Source organism: Sphingomonas panni (genome assembly GCF_022664435.1).
In the GTDB taxonomy this organism is placed as follows: Bacteria; Pseudomonadota; Alphaproteobacteria; order Sphingomonadales; family Sphingomonadaceae; genus Sphingomonas; species Sphingomonas panni.
The window spans coordinates 374,679-390,842 of the sequence record NZ_JAKREU010000001.1 but is presented as its reverse complement, the minus strand read 5'-3'; the positions used below and the strand labels follow the sequence as shown (position 1 = coordinate 390,842).

The following is a 16,164-nucleotide window of genomic DNA, read 5'->3' as shown; positions in this document are numbered from 1 at the left end:
GGGGTGCGGTTAGCGGCTGCGGCGACGAAGTGCCAGCAAGTATATGATGGCCGCGGCCAAGGCGAAGCCGAACCATTGGAGCGCATAGCCCAGGTGGTTGTCGGGCAGGCTGGCCGGGTCGGGCCGCTGGCTGGGCGACAGGCCGGACGCGGGGGTGTCCGACACGATCATCGGTGCCGGCGGCGCGGCATGGCCGGTGATCCGGTCGAGCAGCGTCGGCCCGCCCGGCGCATGGCTGAGCGTGCCCGCCACCGCGCCGCCGGCCCAGACCGGGCGAAGCTTCGGGTCGGCGGCAACGCCCTTGTCCACGCGGAAGCGTTGGCCGGTGGGCGAGACGCAGGCGGCGATGTGGCGATAGCCCGACGTGCCGGTGGCGGTGCGTCCGGCACCCATCGTCCAGTCCTCGACCCGCGCACAGCTGGCGGTGACCCGGGCGAACAACAGGTCGTCGGTGATCCGCGCGGGCAGCGGCTGCGGCGCGCGGTCGAGATTGGCGACGGCGTGCGCGATCAGCGCGGCCTTTTCGGTGCGACGCTGCAACTGCCAGAAACCCAGCGCCACCATCGCGGCGACGGCGAGCACGACGATCAGCGTGGGGAGAATCGGCACGCGCTTCATGGCCGGGGATCGATCTTCCCTTCGCGCGCGGCATTGCGATATTCGAGCGCCAGCAACATGCCCTTGGCCACGCGCAGCGATCCGACCACCCCGCCGATGGTGAGCGGTATCCAGAGCAATGCATGGACCCACCATGGCGGCCCGAGCTTCAGGTCGAGCCAGATGGCGAGGATGGTGACGATCCCGCCGAGGATCAGGGTCAGGAACGCTGCCGGCCCGTCGCCGACATTGAAGGCGGAGAAATCGAGCGCGCACGCGCTGCACCGGTCGGCAAAGGCAACGGGGCCACGAAACAAGGTCGTGGCCCCGCACCGCGGACACAGGCCGCGCACGCCGCAATCGAAGGGCGCGGGGCCGCCCGCGCCCGGTTCCTCAGGCATCAGCCACCATGGATCGGCGCGCCCCAGCCGCCCCACACATAGATGACGACAAACAGGAACAGCCACACCACGTCGACGAAATGCCAGTACCATGCAGCCGCTTCGAAGCCGAAATGCTGCTTCGGCGTAAAGTCGCCCTTGTACGCGCGGATCAGGTTGACGGCGAGGAAGATGGTGCCGACCAGCACGTGGAAGCCGTGGAACCCGGTCGCCATGTAGAAGGCCGCGCCATAGTTCAGCCCCTTGAACGGCATCGGCGCGTGCATGTACTCATAGGCCTGGATGCACGAGAACAGCGCGCCCAGCAGGACGGTGAGCCACAGCCCCTTCTTGACGCCGTCATCCTCGCCCACGCCGATCGCGCCCCACAGCCCCTTCAGCTTGCCGCCACGCTGGTTGTGGATCAGCGCATGGTGCGCCCAGGTGACCGTCGTGCCCGACAGCAGCAGGATGAAGGTGTTGAGCAGCGGCAGTTCGAAGGCGTTCAGCACTTCGAGGCCCGCCGGCGGCCATTGCGCGGTCACGGCGGTATCGCCCGCCTCGATCAGCGAGGTGCCGCCGTCATGGCTCCACTGCACGGCTGCGGGGAACAGCGAGAAATCGAACCACGACCAGAACCAGCCGACGAAGAACATGACCTCGGACGCGATGAACAGGATCATACCGTAGCGCAGGTGCAACTGCACGACCGGCGTATGGTCGCCCGCCTTCGCCTCGCGGATGACGTCCGCCCACCAGAAGCCCATGCAGGCCAGCGTCGCGATCAACCCCGCGCCGAATACGAGGCCGCCCAGCGCCGCCTCGTTCATCCACATCACGCCGCCCGCCGCCAGCATCAGCGCGGCCATCGAACTCGCCAGCGGCCAGATGCTGGGGGGAAGGATGTGAAAATCGTGGTTCTTCGCGCCTGCCATCATCCGTCCCTATTATGCGTCGCGCCTATGCTGGCACGTAATTCCGCGCGATCCTAGCTCTTCGTCGCGGCCGAATCCACCGGGTAAAATGTATAGGACAGCGTGATCGCGCGAATGTCCTTCGCATCGGGGTCGTCATGGATCTTCGGATCGACGAAGAAGATAACGGGCATCCGCACCTTTTCGCCCGGCTGCAGCGTCTGTTCGGTGAAGCAGAAGCACTGGATTTTCGTAAAATATTTGCCGGCCTGCGATGGCGTCACGTTGAAGGTAGCGGTGCCGGTGACCGGGCGGCCCGACACGTTCTTCGCGGTGAAGAACGCCATGTCGCGCGCGCCGATGTCGACGGTTTCGGACGCGCGTTCGGGCTTGAATTCCCATCCCAGCGCCGGGTTGGTGTTGGTGTCGAACCGCACCACCACCTTGTCGCCGATGCCGCCGGGGGCGTCCTGTCCCCGCTGCGTCGTGCCGTTGAAGCCGGTCACCTGGCAGAACATGCGGTACAGCGGCACGCTGGCAAAGCCCACGCCCGTCATGCCGACCACTGCCGCGGCGGAAAACAGCGCGGTGCGCAGATTGCGGGTCATGCGCCCATCCCGGCCCGGATCTTGACGATCGTGATCGCGAACATCAGCAGGACGAACGCGCCCAGCAGCCACGCCATCACCCGTGCGCGCTCGCGCTGTCGGGCGCGGATGCGGTCGTCGTGTTCGCTCATGCCGCCACCCACCGGTCGGCGACCAGCGCGCCGAACATCGCAAAGAGATACAGGATCGAAAAGGCGAAGAGGCGCTTTTCGGGCTTCATCTTGTCATCCGCGCCGGTCGTGCGCGTCGCGACCTGCACCGCCAGCACGCCGAAGGTCGCGGTCAGCAGGCAGGCGGCGATGCCATAGATCGGACCGGTCAACCCCAGCGGCCATGGTGCCACCGCGACTGCCGCCATCGGAATGGTGTAGAGGCCGATCTGCGTCCGCGTTACCCGCTCACCCGCCACCACCGGCAGCATCGGCACGCCGGCATTGGCGTAATCGGTCTTCACGAACAGCGCCAACGCCCAGAAATGCGGCGGCGTCCACAGGAAGACGAGGCTGAACAGCAGGAACGGCAGCAGCGCGACGTCGCCGGTCGCCGCCGCCCAGCCGATCAGCGGCGGAAACGCGCCTGCTGCGCCGCCGATCACGATATTCTGCGGCGTACGGCGCTTCAGCCACACGGTATAGACCAGCACGTAGAACAGGATGGAGACGGTCAGGATGATCGCAGCCGGCACGTTCACCGCCAGACCCATCAACACGACCGAGAAGATGGCGAGGCCCACACCGAAATGCAGCGCCGATTCACGGTCCATCCGTCCGGCGGGCAGCGGGCGGCCCTGCGTCCGCTTCATCTTCGCGTCGAGATCGGCCTCATACCACTGGTTCAGCGCGCCCGCCGCGCCCGCGCCCAGCGCGATGCACAGCACGGCGGTAAAGCCCAGCACCGGGTGGATCGGCACCGGCGCCGCCAGCATCCCGCACAGCCCGGTAAAGACGACCAGCGTCATCACGCGCGGCTTGGTCAGCGCCAGGAAGTCGCGCCAGTCGGCGGGCAGGGTGATCGTCTGGGCGGTCATCGCCGTCCTATATCGGACTGCGGCGGCTGGGGAAAGTGCGGCGACGGGCTGCCGACCCGCTCAGACGAAGCCCTGCGACCAGCTGGATCTGTCGTAATTGCCGATATTGGGCAGCACGGTGGTCAGGTCGCCGTCCGACACCCCGAACCAGCGCGCCAGCGTCGACGCGTACTGATCGACCGACATGGTCGGGATCAGCCGGCCCTGTCCCACATCGTCATTGGTGTTGTGGCCGATCGCGGGCGGGGTGCCATAGATGCGCTTGCCCTTCACCGCGCCGCCCATGACGAAGTGCATCGATCCCCAGCCATGGTCGACGCCATTGCCGTTCGACGCCAGCGTCCGCCCGAAATCCGATCCGGTGAAGGTCGTCACCTTGTCCGCGACGCCCAGCGCGGCGGTCGTGTCGTGGAACGCGCGCATCGCGGCGGCGAGGCGGCCGAGCAGTACCGGCTGGGTCGAGGCGAGATTGTCGTGCAGGTCGAACCCGCCGAGCGACACGAAGAACACCTGCCGCCTGGTACCCAGATCGCCCGAGATCGCGATCATCCGCGCGACCATGCGGAGCTGATCGGCCAGCGAATTGCCGCTGGGGAACAGGCCGAACTGCGAATCGGGTACGCCGGCGAGCAGGTTGGCGAGCTGTGCCTGGGTATCCATCGCCCGCTTGTTCACCCGCGCATATTCGGTCGCGAACATATGCGGGTTGGTCTCGGTCATCATCTGGCGCAGCGTCGCCGCCGCGACGCTCGATCCGTAGAGCGAGGTCGCCCCGCGCAGCAGCGAGACCGGCCCACCCGTGCCGACATTATACTGGATCGCCTGTCGCCCGGTCAGGAAGACGGCGTTGCCGGTGGCGTTGATGCAGGTCAGCGCCGAACTGCCATTGCCCGACTGGTACAGGTCGCCGATCCGCCCGCCCCAGCCCGATACCGCGCCTTCGGGGCTGGATGCCTGGAAGAAGCTCTGCTGGTCGTTATGGCTGAACAGCTTCGGCGGCAGGCGCACCGACTTGTTGAAATATTGCGCGCGTGTCGTCGGCTGGATCAGCGTGCCGACGTTCAGCGCGACCGCCATCCGCCCGGCATCGAACAGCGGCAGGAGCGGTTCCATCGCCGGGGCCAGCGCATAGGCCCGCCCGCCCAGGTCGGTGCCGGTCAGCGCGGTCGCCTGCAACGCGTCGCGACCGAGCGCCAGGCCGCCCCGCGCCGTGGCGTAGAGGCCGTGCGACGTCGGATCATAGGGGACCAGCGTATTGTAATGGTCGTTGCCGCCATGCAGGAACAGGCACACCAACGCCTTGTAATCGGTGGCGGTCGCCGCCGCCGCTTCGCCGATCGCCCCCAGCGTGTTGACGAAGGGGGCGGCCACGCCGGCCATCCCCAGCGCAGCGGAGCGTTGCAGGAACGCCCGGCGGGAAGCGTCGCGAAGGATCGTCGGAGCGTTCATTGGAGCACCAGATAGTCGGGGGAGGCGAGGGTCAGCAGGATCGCCACCCCCGTACGGTTCAGGGTGGCGTTGTTCGCGGTCAGCGGGATGGTGTCGACGGCGGCGCGGATCGCGGTGACCGTCGCGCTGCGCAACTGCCCGGCCGCCAGGATCAGGTTGACCTCGTCGACCAGTTTCTGGCTGTCCGATGCCAGCGCCATCATCGGCGCATAGTCGGCCTTCACGTCGCCGGTGCCGCCGCCGACCAGCGACTGCATATAGTTCACATAGGCCAGGTTGGTCTGTTCGCTGGCGATCAGGAATTCGGGCGCGGTCATCCCCGCCTGTGCCATCGCCGTGCCGGGCGGGGCATAGCCGGGCCGCAGGAAGCCGAACACGCTGGGCGCGCGGCCGATCGACTGGCCCAGCCGCTGCGTCGTGTTGCTCGTATCGCCGATCGCCCATGCGTCGCTGGGTGAGGTCACGCCGAACGCACGCGCCCAGTTGGTCAGCCGCTGGACCGGGTCGCGCAGCCGCCCGGCGGTCGTGCTGGCCAATGCCGCCGCCTCGTCGCGCGCTTCGGGGTCGAGCAGGATCGCACGGATCACCGCCTTCATGTCGCCGCGCACACCGCTGCCGTTATTGGCGAAGGCGGCGGCGACCCGGCCGACATAGGCGCGGCTGGGGTTGGAGGTCACCATCCGCTGGATCAGCTGCTTCGACACGAACGGCGCGACATTGGGGTGGCGGAAGAGGATGTCGAGCGCGCCGTCGATCGCCGCGAACCCGCCGCCCGATACCGTACCGCCCAGGAAGCTGGCCGATCCGGTTTCGTTGGCCGACGCGGCGATGACCAGCGGCAGTCGCATCCGGTCGGGTGTGCTGTTGTCGTTGTTCGCCAGGTTCAGCCCGGTGAATACCCGCGCCAGTTGCGCCACATCGTCCTGGGTATAGGTTTCCAGCGGCACGCCGTTCGACATGCGCACGCTGCCGTCCTGTTCCAGCTGATAGACGCCCAGCGTGAACAGCTGCATCAGTTCGCGCGCATAATTCTCGTCGGGCATCTGGCCGGTCGTCGGATTGGCCTTGCGGCTGCCGAGGAAGCTCAGGAACGACCCCATGGCGGCGTTGCGGGTCATCGCGCCCAGCAGGTCGCGATAATTGCCGAATGCGTGGTCGAGCAACAGGTCGTTATACGCCGCCATGGCAAAGGCGCGCCACGACAGGTTGATGCCGTTGATGCCGATCACCAGGAAGTCAAGCAGCGCCAGCGCGACCCGTTGCCGCAGCGGATCGCCGCCGGCGATCGCCTGTCGCCAGACGCTGGGGTCATAGCCGTTCTGGCCGTTGAGATTGTTGCTGTTGGTCGCGTCGTTGTAGTTCTTCGACACCAGCCAGTCCCAGTGGCTCATGTCGCGCGGGCGGGCGAACTGGGCATCGATCCAGCCGGCGATCCCGGTGTTCAGCACCGCGTCGATCGAACTGCGATTGGCGCCCATCGTTGCTTGGGCCAGGAACCGGCTGGCGCCTTGCGCGGTCAGGACGGCGGTGGTCGGCGTCGGGCTGGGGGTGGGAGTCGGGGTAGGCGCAGGGGCGGGGACCGATACCAGTCCCGTTCCGCTGCCACCGCCGCCCGCCGAATCACAGGCCGCAAGCAATGTCGCTGCGCCCAGCACGCCATGGCTTTTGATCCGCTGCCGTGGCGTCCGCCGCTCGGCCTGCGCGAGTTGCGCGGCCGGTTGCGGGATCGTCATCACCTCATGGTCGTCGGCGGCCGACGGTTCGTCCGGCATCGTCATTCCCCAACGCGCTCGTACTTCGGCGCGTGCAGTCTTTATGACCGGGAATGCTTAATGGACTGTATATTCTAAAAGGGGTCGAGCTCGACGCATGGATATAGCGATGGGTTCCCAACTATAGCGCCAGAATCATTACGAAGTCGTATCTATATCGCTACCGGAATGATTTGGATCGTCGATCGCGCGTTGCAATGCGCCCAAACAAAAACGCCCCGGATTGCTCCGGGGCGTCGGTTGTTCGATGCGATTGCCGTTCGATCAGTCGATCTTGGGCAGGGTTTCGAACTGGTGGAACGGCGGCGGCGAGCTGAGCGTCCATTCCAGCGTCGTCGCCCCTTCGCCCCACGGATTGTCCGCCGCCTTGCGACCACCGATCAGCGAGACGACGATGTTCACGAAGAAGAACACCATGCCGATCGCCATGATGCCATATCCGGCCGAGGCGATGTGGTTGAAGAAGGCATAGGCGTCCGGATAGTCCGGGTAGCGCCGCGGCATCCCCTGCGTGCCGAGGAAGTGCATCGGGAAGAACATGACGTTCACGCCGATGAAGAACACCCAGAAGTGCAGCTTGCCGAGCAGCTCGTTGTACATCTTCCCCGACATCTTGGGGAACCAGTAGTAGAAGCCGGCGAACAGCGCGAACACCGCGCCCAGCGACAGCACATAGTGGAAGTGGGCGACGACGTAATAGGTGTCATGCAGCACGTCGTCGACGCCGCCATTGGCCAGCACCACGCCGGTCACGCCGCCGACGGTGAACATGAAGATGAACCCGATCGCCCACAGCATCGGCGTCGGGAAGCGCAGCGATCCGCCCCACATCGTCGCGATCCACGAGAAAATCTTGATGCCGGTCGGCACCGCGATCAGCATCGTGGCGGCGGTGAAGTACATCTTGGTGTTTACGCTGAGACCGGTCGTGAACATGTGGTGCGCCCACACGACGAACCCGACCGCGCCGATCGCGACCATCGCGTATGCCATGCCGAGATAGCCGAAGACCGGCTTCTTGCTGAACGTCGCGACGATATGGCTGATGATGCCGAAGCCCGGCAGGATCATGATGTACACTTCGGGGTGGCCGAAGAACCAGAAGAGATGCTGGTACAGGATCGGGTCGCCACCGCCGGCGGGGTCGAAGAAGGTCGTGCCGAACTTGCGATCGGTCAGCAGCATCGTGATCGCGGCGGCCAGCACCGGCAGCGCCAGCAGCAGCAGGAACGCGGTGACCAGCACCGACCACACGAACAGCGGCATCTTGTGCAGGGTCATGCCCGGCGCACGCATGTTGAGGATGGTGGTGATGAAGTTGATCGCACCCAGGATCGACGACGCGCCCGCCAGGTGGAGCGACAGGATCGCCATGTCCACGCTGGGTCCCGGTTCGCCATAGGTCGACAGCGGCGCATAGACCGTCCAGCCGGTGCCTGCGCCGCCGCCGAACGCCGTGCTGCCCAGCAGCAGGAGGAAGGCGGGGATCAGCAGCCAGAACGAGATGTTGTTCATCCGCGGGAACGCCATGTCCGGCGCGCCGATCATGATCGGCACGAACCAGTTGCCGAACCCGCCGATCATCGCCGGCATCACCATGAAGAACACCATGATGAGGCCGTGCGCGGTGATGAGGACGTTCCAGAAATGCAGCGCCTGGTCGCCTTCATGGCCCGACAGCCATGGCAGCCACTGGATGCCCGGCTCCGCTAGTTCGAGCCGCATCAGGCCCGAAATCGCGCCACCGATGATCCCCGCGACGATCGCGAAGATCAGGTAGAGCGTCCCGATGTCCTTGTGGTTGGTCGACATGAACCAGCGGGCGAAGAAGCCCGGCTTATGGTCCGCATCGTGATGGTGCGCGTCATGGCCGTGCCCGTGCGCATCGAACGCATGGTGGCCGGGAAGGGCGGTATCGGTCATCTTACTGGTCCACGTTGCCGACGCCGCCGCCGTTGCCGGTGGCGCGCTGGGTGGAGGGAGAGGCGGCTTCGGTCGCGTTGACCACCGGCACGTCGGCCGCGTCGCTGGCGTTCGACGTCGCGTCGGCGGCATCGGCACCCGGCTGCGGGATCACGGCGTTGGTCGGCGCGGCGGCTTCCTTGGCACCGGGCAGCGTGCCGCCCTTGGCCTGGATCCACTGGTTGAATTGCGCCACCGGCACGGCTTCGACCGCGATCGGCATGTACGCATGGCGCGCACCGCACAGCTCGCTGCACTGGCCGAAATACAGGCCCGGCTTCTCGATGGTGAAGCTGGTTTCGTTCAGCCGTCCGGGTACCGCGTCCAGCTTCACCCAGAAGGCGGGCATCGCCCAGCTGTGGATCACGTCCGACGCGGTGGTGATGAGGCGGATCGGCACGCCGACCGGCAGCACGATGCGGTTGTCCACCGCCAGCAGGCGGGGGCCGTCGGCATCGGTGCGATACCGCTGCCCGGCGGCGACCTCGTTCTTTTCCTTCAGCATGTTGGCGGTCACCGACACGCCGCCATAATCGGGATATTCGTAGGACCAGAACCACTGGTTGCCGATCGCCTTGATCGTCACCGCATTATCCGGGGCCGGCTTGAACTGGCGCGCGAGCAGCCCGATCGAGGGCACTGCGATCGCCGCGAGGATCAGCACCGGTGCGGCGGTCCAGATGATTTCGATGGCGGTGTTGTGCGACGTCTTCGACGGAACCGGGTTCGCGCTTTCGCGGAAGCGGATCACGACATAGGCGAGCAGGAACAGCACCAGCAGCGAGATGACGACGATCACCGGCATCAGGATGTGGTTGTGGAATGCCTTCGCCTCGCGGCCGTTCGGCGTGAACTGCTGCTGCAGGTCGACCGCGCGGTCGGAGGGCTGGCCGACATGCGGCGTCGCGATCATGCGCGGTGATCCGTCGGCGTTGAGCGTCGGGTCCTGTACCGCCGCCGGTGCCGGCGCGGCGGCGGTCGCGGCCGGTGCCGCCTGTCCGGTCGGATTGGCCGCGGCCGATCCGGGCGGCGGTGCGCCCGCCTGTGGCGCGGTCGCCACGTCACCGGTGCCCGGCGTTACCGCTTTCGGCGCGGCGGCATGGGCGCCCCCCGCCAGCGCGGCGGCCGCCGCAAGTACCAACATCCTCATCCCAATGCTTCGCATCGTGTCGTGTCACCCCGTTAAAGGGCACGCGGTACGCTTCTTGTTCGGCGTGGTCGCGTGCTGTGGGCGTTTGGAAACCCTAACCCACAGGGCTATACGCGGCATGTCGCCTGGCCTCAAGCGATGGTTGCGAACCGGCGGCCGGCGGTATTAGAGCGACGCGTGCAAGCAGATGGTGGACCAGAGCCCATGAACGACGACGCGATCCTCGACGAATTCCGTGCAGCGGAGGCGCTGCTGGAGGGGCATTTCATCCTGTCGTCGGGCCTCAGGTCGTCACGCTACCTGCAATGCGCCCGCGTGCTGATGGACCCGCGCCGCGCCGCGCGGCTGTGCGACGAACTCGCCAGCCGCTTTCCCGCCGGGTTGCGCGAACGAATCGACGTGGTGATCTCGCCGGCGATGGGCGGGGTGATCGTCGGCCATGAAATGGGTCGGTCGCTGGGCGTGCCCGCGATGTTCCTCGAACGCCCGACCGGCACGTTCGAGCTGCGCCGCGGCTTCCGCATCGATCCGGGCACCCGCGTGCTGATGATGGAGGATGTGGTGACGACCGGGCTGTCGTCGCGCGAAGCCATCGCCGCGATCCAGGCGGCCGGCGGCGAAGTGGTCGCGGCTGCCTCTCTGGTCGACCGGTCGAACGGCACAGCGGACCTCGGCGTCCCGTTCCACCCGCTGATCCGCCTCGACGTGCCGAGCTATCATCCCGACGCGCTGCCCGCCGACCTCGCCGCGATCCCGGCGATCAAGCCGGGGAGCCGGGCGGCATGACCGCGCCGCTGCGGCTGGGCGTCAACATCGATCACGTCGCGACGGTGCGCAATGCGCGCGGGAGCGGCTATCCCGATCCGGTCCGCGCGGCGCTGCTGGCGGCCGAATTCGGCGCGGACGGGATTACCGCGCACCTGCGCGAGGATCGCCGCCACATCACCGATGGCGATATCGCCCGGCTGTCGAGCGAACTGACCCTTCCGCTGAACCTGGAGATGGCGGCGACCGAGGAGATGCTGGGCATCGCGCTCAAGCACCGCCCGCATGCCGCCTGCATCGTCCCCGAAAAGCGCGAGGAGCGCACGACCGAGGGTGGGCTGGACGTCGCGGGGCAGCAGGACAAGCTCGCGCCGATGGTGCGGGCGCTGGCCGATGCCGGGGTGCGGGTGTCGCTGTTCATCGAACCCGACGCCGCACAGATTGCCGCCGCCGTGGCGCTCCGCGTGCCGGTGATCGAGCTGCACACCGGGCGGTACGCGGAACTGTCGGGCGAGGAACAGGTCGCCGAACTGCGCCGCATCGCCGACGCCGCCGCGCTCGCCGCCAAGAACGGGATCGAGGTCCATGCCGGCCATGGCCTGACCTTCGACAATGTCGTGGCCGTAGCCGCGATCCCGCAGGTCCGCGAGCTGAACATCGGCCATTTCCTGATCGGCGAGGCGATCTTCGGCGGGCTTGGCCCGGTCGTGCGGCGGATGAAGGATCTGATGGAGACTGCGCGGTGACGCCCGCATGATCCTCGGCCTCGGCTCCGACCTCTGCAATATCGAGCGCATCCAGAACTCGCTCGACCGGTTCGGCGACCGCTTCGTCCAGCGGGTGTTCACAGCCGTGGAACAGGTGAAGGCGGAGAAGCGCCCGTTCACCCGTGCCGGTACGCTCGCCAAGCGCTTCGCCGCCAAGGAAGCCTTTTCCAAGGCGGTCGGCACCGGCTTTTCGCGCGGCGTGTTCATGCGCGACATCGGCGTGGTCAACGCCCCCTCCGGCGCGCCGACGCTGCACCTGACCGGGGGTGCGAAAGCACGGCTTGACGCGATGACGCCCGAGGGCCACGTCGCGACAGTGCATCTGACGATGACCGACGACCATCCCTGGGCCCAGGCGTTCGTCATCATCGAGGCGTCGCCCAGGGTAGAGTAGGACATTCGATGGCCGATCATATGGCGCTGGAGGACCAGGGCGGTCCCGCGCCGTCGCAGCCGACCCCCACCGCCGCATCCGCGCCCGCCCGCCGCCGGCTCGACTGGAAGGGCGAGTTGCGCGGGCTGTTCTGGCTGTTGCTGGTGGTGCTGGGCTTCCACAGCTTCATCGCCAAGCCCTTCTACATCCCGTCCGAATCGATGCTGCCCGGCCTGCGCGTCGGCGACCGGTTGGTCGTCAGCAAATTCGCCTATGGCTGGTCGTTCGTGTCGCCGACCATTCCCAACCCGGTCGCGATGTTCCGCGACATCGTGCTGCGCCAGCCGCAGGAAACGTGGAGCGTCCAGCTGCCGGCATGGCATGGCCGGCTGTGGGGATCGCTGCCCGAACGCGGCGACGTCGTGATCGTGAAGCCGCCGGGCAGCAACACCGACCTTATCAAGCGGGTCATCGGCCTGCCGGGCGACCGGCTGGAGGTGGCCGGCGGCGTCGTCTACATCAACGACGTGGCGATCCCGCGCAAGGCGATGGGCGACGCGATGATCCCGGTCGACGCCAATACGAAGTGCGATCCGGACCAGTATCCGGGCGCCTTGGTCCGCACCGACAAGGGCGCCTTCTGCCGCCTGCCGGTCTATCGCGAGACGCTGTCCAACGGGCGGCAGTATGACACGATCGACTTCCGCTATTCGCAGGGCGACAATTTCCCGGCGATCGTCATCCCGGCCAACCATGTCTTCCTGATGGGCGACAATCGCGACAACAGCGCCGACAGCCGTTTTTCGGAAGCCGAACGCGGGCTGGGCGGCCCGGTGCCGTGGGAGAATATTGGCGGGCGTGCCGAGTTCATCACCTTCTCGCTCGACGGGACGACCAGCCTGAACCCGATGACGTGGTTCAGTTCGTTCCGCAGCGGTCGGGCCGGCACCTCGCTGGTTCCGGCCACGGGCGATGCGCAGTGAGCGGCTATACGCTCTACGACTATCATCGATCCTCGGCAGCCTATCGCGTCCGAATCGCGCTGAACCTGAAGGGCGTGGCGTGGACCGGGGTGCCGGTGTCGCTGCTGCAGGGCGAGCATCGCTCCGCCGAGCATCTGGCACGCAACCGCCAAGGGCTGATCCCCGCGCTGGATATCGGCGACGGCACGGTGCTGACCCAATCGCTGGCGATTCTCGACTGGCTGGACGCGGCGCATCCGCACCCACGCCTGTTCCCCGCCGAGCCGCTGGCGCGCGCCCGCGCGATGGCGCTGGCGCTGGTGATCGTCGCCGACATCCACCCGATCGACAATCTGCGCGTGCTGCGGCGGCTGGAGTCGCAGTTCGCGGCGGACGCGGCGGCCAAGGCCGAATGGTATCGCCACTGGATCGCGGAAGGGTTGGGTGCGCTGGAGGCGGCGGCCCCGTCGGACGGCTTTTTCGGTGGCGGCGCACCGGGCGTGGTCGATTGCTGCCTCGTGCCGCAACTCTACAATGCGCGGCGATTCGAACTGGACTTGTCGCCATGGCCCCGGTTGGTCGCGATCGACGCGCGGGCGGCCGACCTGCCCGCCGTGGCGGCGGCGCATCCCGATGCGGTCGCGCCGGTCGCATGATGCTGGCCGCAGCGCTGGCGAGCCGTTAGGACGTTGCCCGACATGGTAACCGAAGCAGACACTGCTGGCGCGCGTCCCGATCTCGCCGGGCTGGAGCCGCTGGAGCGGTTGCGCCCGCGCTGGCCGCGCATTCTGGGCGCTTTGCTCTCCGGCCTGATGATCCTCGGCCTGTCGTGGGAGCTGTTCGACCATGGCTGGGCCGGGGTCGAACTGGCCGCGCCGGATTCGCCGTGGTTCTACCTGTTCTTCGCGCTTGCCTATTTCTCGCCGCCGCTGTTCGACTTCATCATCTTTCGCCGGCTGTGGCGGTTGCCGTTCGACGGGTTCGGCGCGCTGGTGCGCAAACGGATCGCCAACGATGTCGTCATCGGCTATTCGGGCGACGTGTTCTTCTATGCCTGGGCGCGGGCCCGGTTGAAGATGGTGACCGCCCCGTTCGGCGCGGTGAAGGACGTGACGATCCTGTCGGGCATCGCCGGCAATATCGTGACGGTGGGGATGCTGGCGGTAGCGCTCCCCTTCGCGTTCGAACTGTTACCCCCGGCGCAACTGCGGATGCTCGCCTGGTCGGCGGCGGTCGCGGTCGGGATTTCGGGCGTGCTGCTGCTGTTCTCGCGCCGCGTGTTTTCGCTGCCCGGCGCGATGCTCCGCTGGATCTTCGGCATCCACTGCGCCCGGCTGGTGCTGGGGTCGCTGGCCTTCGGTATCGCCAGCTATTTCGCGATGCCCAATGTCTCGATCACCTGGTGGCTGTTCCTGGCCGCCGGACGACTGGTCGTGGCGCGGCTGCCGCTGTTGCCGAACAAAGACCTTCTTTTCGCCAACTTCGCGATTATGTTTATCGGGCATGGCGAAGCCCTGTCCGACCTGGTCGCATTCGTCGCGACTCTCACTCTGTTCGCACATGTGGTGCTGATGGCAGCATTCGGGCTTCCTGCGCTTGCAAGGAAAGAATGATGAAATTGCCCCTGACGCTGCTGGGTGCGGCGTTGCTCGTGGCCGGTCCCGCCGCCGCCCAGTCGATCGGCAGCGATGCCGCCGCGTGCAATGCGAACCAGGGCCCGGCGATCCGCGTCAACGTGGTCGGCCTGAAGGATCGTACCGGTCGGTTGAAGCTGGAGCTCTATCCGGCGAACGAGGATGATTTCCTGAAGGACGATCGCGACCTGCGCAAGGAGGGCAAGTTCTTCCGCCGGGTCTGGGCCGACATGCCGGCATCGGGCAATGTGCAGCTGTGCATCCGCGCGCCGTCGCCCGGCCGCTATGCGCTGCTGTTCACCCATGACCGCGATGGGCGCAACAAGTTCAATTTCATGCGCGACGGGGCGGGCTTTCCCGGTCCCGCCAAACTCGGCCGTGCCCGCCCGAAGCTGGCGCAGGCGATCGTCAACGTCCCCGCCGGCGTGGTGACGACGACGGTGCGCGCCCAGTATCTGCGCGGGCTGGGCGGTTTCGCCCCGCTCGACTGAAGCACATCCCCGATGCGCGTCGTCGACGTCAACGAATTCTACTCGCCGACCGGCGGGGGGGTCCGCACCTATATCGACCACAAGATGACGATCATGGCCGAGCTGGGTCATGAACTGATCGTCATCGCCCCTGCCAAGGAGAATGCGGTCGAGGAGCGTCCCGGCGGCGGGCGCATCTATTGGGTGAAGGCGCCGACCCTGGTCCTCGACCCCAATTACGGCATCTTCATACGCGGCGGGGCGATCCACGCGCTGCTCGACGAACTGCATCCCGACGTCGTCGAGGCATCGAGTCCGTGGCGGCCCGCCACCATCGTCGCCGATTGGCCGGGGCACGCGGTAAAGGTCTATTTCGCGCATAACGACAATGTCGGCGCCTATCCGCTGCGCTGGTTCGAACGGCTGGCCAGCCGCGAGCGGATCGAGGAGGCGTTCATGTGGTGGACGCGCTACATGGCGAAATATCTCGCCAGGATGGATGCGTTCGTCACCAACGGCCCGGCGCTGGAAAAGCGCCACGCCGCACGCGGCCTGACCGTCCATGCCTCGATGCCGCTCGGCATCCAGCGCGGGTTCTTTTCACCCGAACATCGCGACGAACAGTTGCGGGCCTCGCTGCTGGAGCAACTCGGCCTGCCGCCCGAAGGGCATTTGCTGCTGGGGCTGGGGCGGCACCATGCCGAAAAACGCTGGCCGATGATCTTCGACGCGGTGGAGATGGCGGGTGAACATCTGCCGGTCGGCATGATCCAGATCGGCAGCGGCGTGCATACCGCGCGGCTGGAACGCCGGCTGAAGAACAGCCCGCACATCAAGCTGTTCCGCCCGGTCTATGACCGGGTGCGGCTCGCGCGGATCATGGCGAGCTGCGATGCGCTGATCCACGGCTCGGACGCCGAACCGTTCGGGCTGGTCGGGCTGGAGGGGCTGGCTTCGGGCCTGCCGCTGATCGTGCCGGACGAGGGCGGCTGTGCCGAGATCGCCGAACCGGACTATGCCGAAACCTATGCCGCGCGCGATCCGCGATCGGCGGCGGACGCGATCGAGCGGATGTTCGCGCGGGACTATGATGTGGTGAAGGCGGCGGCGAATGCGGCGGCGGCGCGGGTGCGCACCGATCGCGACCATGCGGTCGACCTGATGCGCTATTACGAAACGCTGGTCGCGGAAAAGGCGCAGCGTTTCCCGGAATGGTTCGCGAAGTAATCGATTCTCGATCCTTGGCGTCACCCCAGCGGAGGCTGGGGTCTCTCGCGGTTCCTGCTGCGTGCTATCACCGAAAGATCCCAGCCTTCGCTGGGATGACGCCTGTT

At 66.9% G+C, this 16,164-nt stretch carries 18 protein-coding genes; 8 read left to right on the top strand and 10 right to left on the bottom strand.

Translation table 11 applies throughout. The features are described 5' to 3' along the window. Positions 1-9: 9 nt before the first annotated feature. From MF609_RS01995 to coxB, 10 genes are all read right to left on the bottom strand, one after another. Positions 10-618, bottom strand: coding sequence for an SURF1 family protein (locus MF609_RS01995; RefSeq protein ID WP_242414650.1), 609 nt, complete (start codon positions 616-618; stop codon positions 10-12). Beyond that, positions 615-998: a DUF983 domain-containing protein gene (locus tag MF609_RS01990; RefSeq protein WP_242414649.1), complete on the bottom strand. Its 384-nt coding sequence runs from the start codon at positions 996-998 to the stop codon at positions 615-617. Before MF609_RS01990 ends, MF609_RS01995 begins: the two co-directional genes overlap by 4 nt. Further along, complete coding sequence (locus MF609_RS01985; RefSeq protein WP_242414648.1) at positions 998-1,912, bottom strand: cytochrome c oxidase subunit 3; 915 nt, start codon at positions 1,910-1,912, stop codon at positions 998-1,000. The genes MF609_RS01990 and MF609_RS01985 overlap by 1 nt, the downstream gene beginning before the upstream one ends. A gap of 53 nt (positions 1,913-1,965) precedes the next feature. Beyond that, positions 1,966-2,499: a cytochrome c oxidase assembly protein gene (locus MF609_RS01980; protein WP_242414647.1), complete on the bottom strand. Its 534-nt coding sequence runs from the start codon at positions 2,497-2,499 to the stop codon at positions 1,966-1,968. Next, the gene (locus tag MF609_RS19835; RefSeq protein WP_277990988.1) at positions 2,496-2,630 is read right to left on the bottom strand and encodes a hypothetical protein; all 135 of its coding nucleotides are present in this window, start codon (positions 2,628-2,630) and stop codon (positions 2,496-2,498) included. Before MF609_RS19835 ends, MF609_RS01980 begins: the two co-directional genes overlap by 4 nt. Then, positions 2,627-3,526 (bottom strand): heme o synthase, encoded by a 900-nt coding sequence (locus tag MF609_RS01975; protein ID WP_242414646.1) that lies wholly within the window; start codon positions 3,524-3,526, stop codon positions 2,627-2,629. The genes MF609_RS19835 and MF609_RS01975 overlap by 4 nt, the downstream gene beginning before the upstream one ends. Positions 3,527-3,586: 60 nt before the next feature. Then, positions 3,587-4,975 carry a DUF1501 domain-containing protein gene (locus MF609_RS01970; RefSeq protein ID WP_242414645.1) on the bottom strand — a complete coding sequence of 463 codons (1,389 nt, stop codon included), beginning with the start codon at positions 4,973-4,975 and terminating at the stop codon, positions 3,587-3,589. Then, the gene (locus MF609_RS01965) at positions 4,972-6,747 is read right to left on the bottom strand and encodes a DUF1800 domain-containing protein (RefSeq protein WP_242414644.1); all 1,776 of its coding nucleotides are present in this window, start codon (positions 6,745-6,747) and stop codon (positions 4,972-4,974) included. The genes MF609_RS01970 and MF609_RS01965 overlap by 4 nt, the downstream gene beginning before the upstream one ends. 264 nt (positions 6,748-7,011) lie before the next feature. Then, entirely contained in the window at positions 7,012-8,670 is a 1,659-nt protein-coding gene (gene ctaD / locus MF609_RS01960; protein ID WP_242414643.1) for a cytochrome c oxidase subunit I, read from the bottom strand. A gap of 1 nt (position 8,671) precedes the next feature. Next, positions 8,672-9,853 carry a cytochrome c oxidase subunit II gene (coxB, locus tag MF609_RS01955; protein ID WP_422920200.1) on the bottom strand — a complete coding sequence of 394 codons (1,182 nt, stop codon included), beginning with the start codon at positions 9,851-9,853 and terminating at the stop codon, positions 8,672-8,674. A 210-nt stretch (positions 9,854-10,063) separates the two neighbouring features. Here coxB and pyrE point away from each other — a divergent pair, with 210 nt between their 5' ends. From pyrE to MF609_RS01915, 8 genes are read left to right on the top strand one after another with little or no spacing between them, the layout of a single operon-like run. Then, complete coding sequence (gene pyrE, locus MF609_RS01950) at positions 10,064-10,645, top strand: orotate phosphoribosyltransferase (RefSeq protein ID WP_242414641.1); 582 nt, start codon at positions 10,064-10,066, stop codon at positions 10,643-10,645. Further along, positions 10,642-11,370, top strand: a complete 729-nt coding sequence (locus tag MF609_RS01945; protein WP_242414640.1) for a pyridoxine 5'-phosphate synthase — start codon at positions 10,642-10,644, stop codon at positions 11,368-11,370. Before pyrE ends, MF609_RS01945 begins: the two co-directional genes overlap by 4 nt. 7 nt (positions 11,371-11,377) lie before the next feature. After that, entirely contained in the window at positions 11,378-11,785 is a 408-nt protein-coding gene (gene acpS, locus MF609_RS01940; protein WP_242414639.1) for a holo-ACP synthase, read from the top strand. Between the two features lie 8 nt (positions 11,786-11,793). Beyond that, positions 11,794-12,747 (top strand): signal peptidase I, encoded by a 954-nt coding sequence (gene lepB, locus MF609_RS01935; protein WP_242414638.1) that lies wholly within the window; start codon positions 11,794-11,796, stop codon positions 12,745-12,747. Then, positions 12,744-13,382 carry a maleylacetoacetate isomerase gene (maiA, locus tag MF609_RS01930; RefSeq protein ID WP_242414637.1) on the top strand — a complete coding sequence of 213 codons (639 nt, stop codon included), beginning with the start codon at positions 12,744-12,746 and terminating at the stop codon, positions 13,380-13,382. Before lepB ends, maiA begins: the two co-directional genes overlap by 4 nt. A 42-nt stretch (positions 13,383-13,424) precedes the next feature. Then, positions 13,425-14,339 (top strand): hypothetical protein, encoded by a 915-nt coding sequence (locus MF609_RS01925; protein WP_242414636.1) that lies wholly within the window; start codon positions 13,425-13,427, stop codon positions 14,337-14,339. Further along, entirely contained in the window at positions 14,339-14,851 is a 513-nt protein-coding gene (locus MF609_RS01920; RefSeq protein WP_242414635.1) for a DUF2141 domain-containing protein, read from the top strand. The genes MF609_RS01925 and MF609_RS01920 overlap by 1 nt, the downstream gene beginning before the upstream one ends. Positions 14,852-14,863: 12 nt before the next feature. Further along, on the top strand, positions 14,864-16,057 hold the full coding sequence (locus MF609_RS01915) for a glycosyltransferase (protein ID WP_242414634.1): 1,194 nt from the start codon (positions 14,864-14,866) through the stop codon (positions 16,055-16,057). Positions 16,058-16,164: the final 107 nt, after the last annotated feature.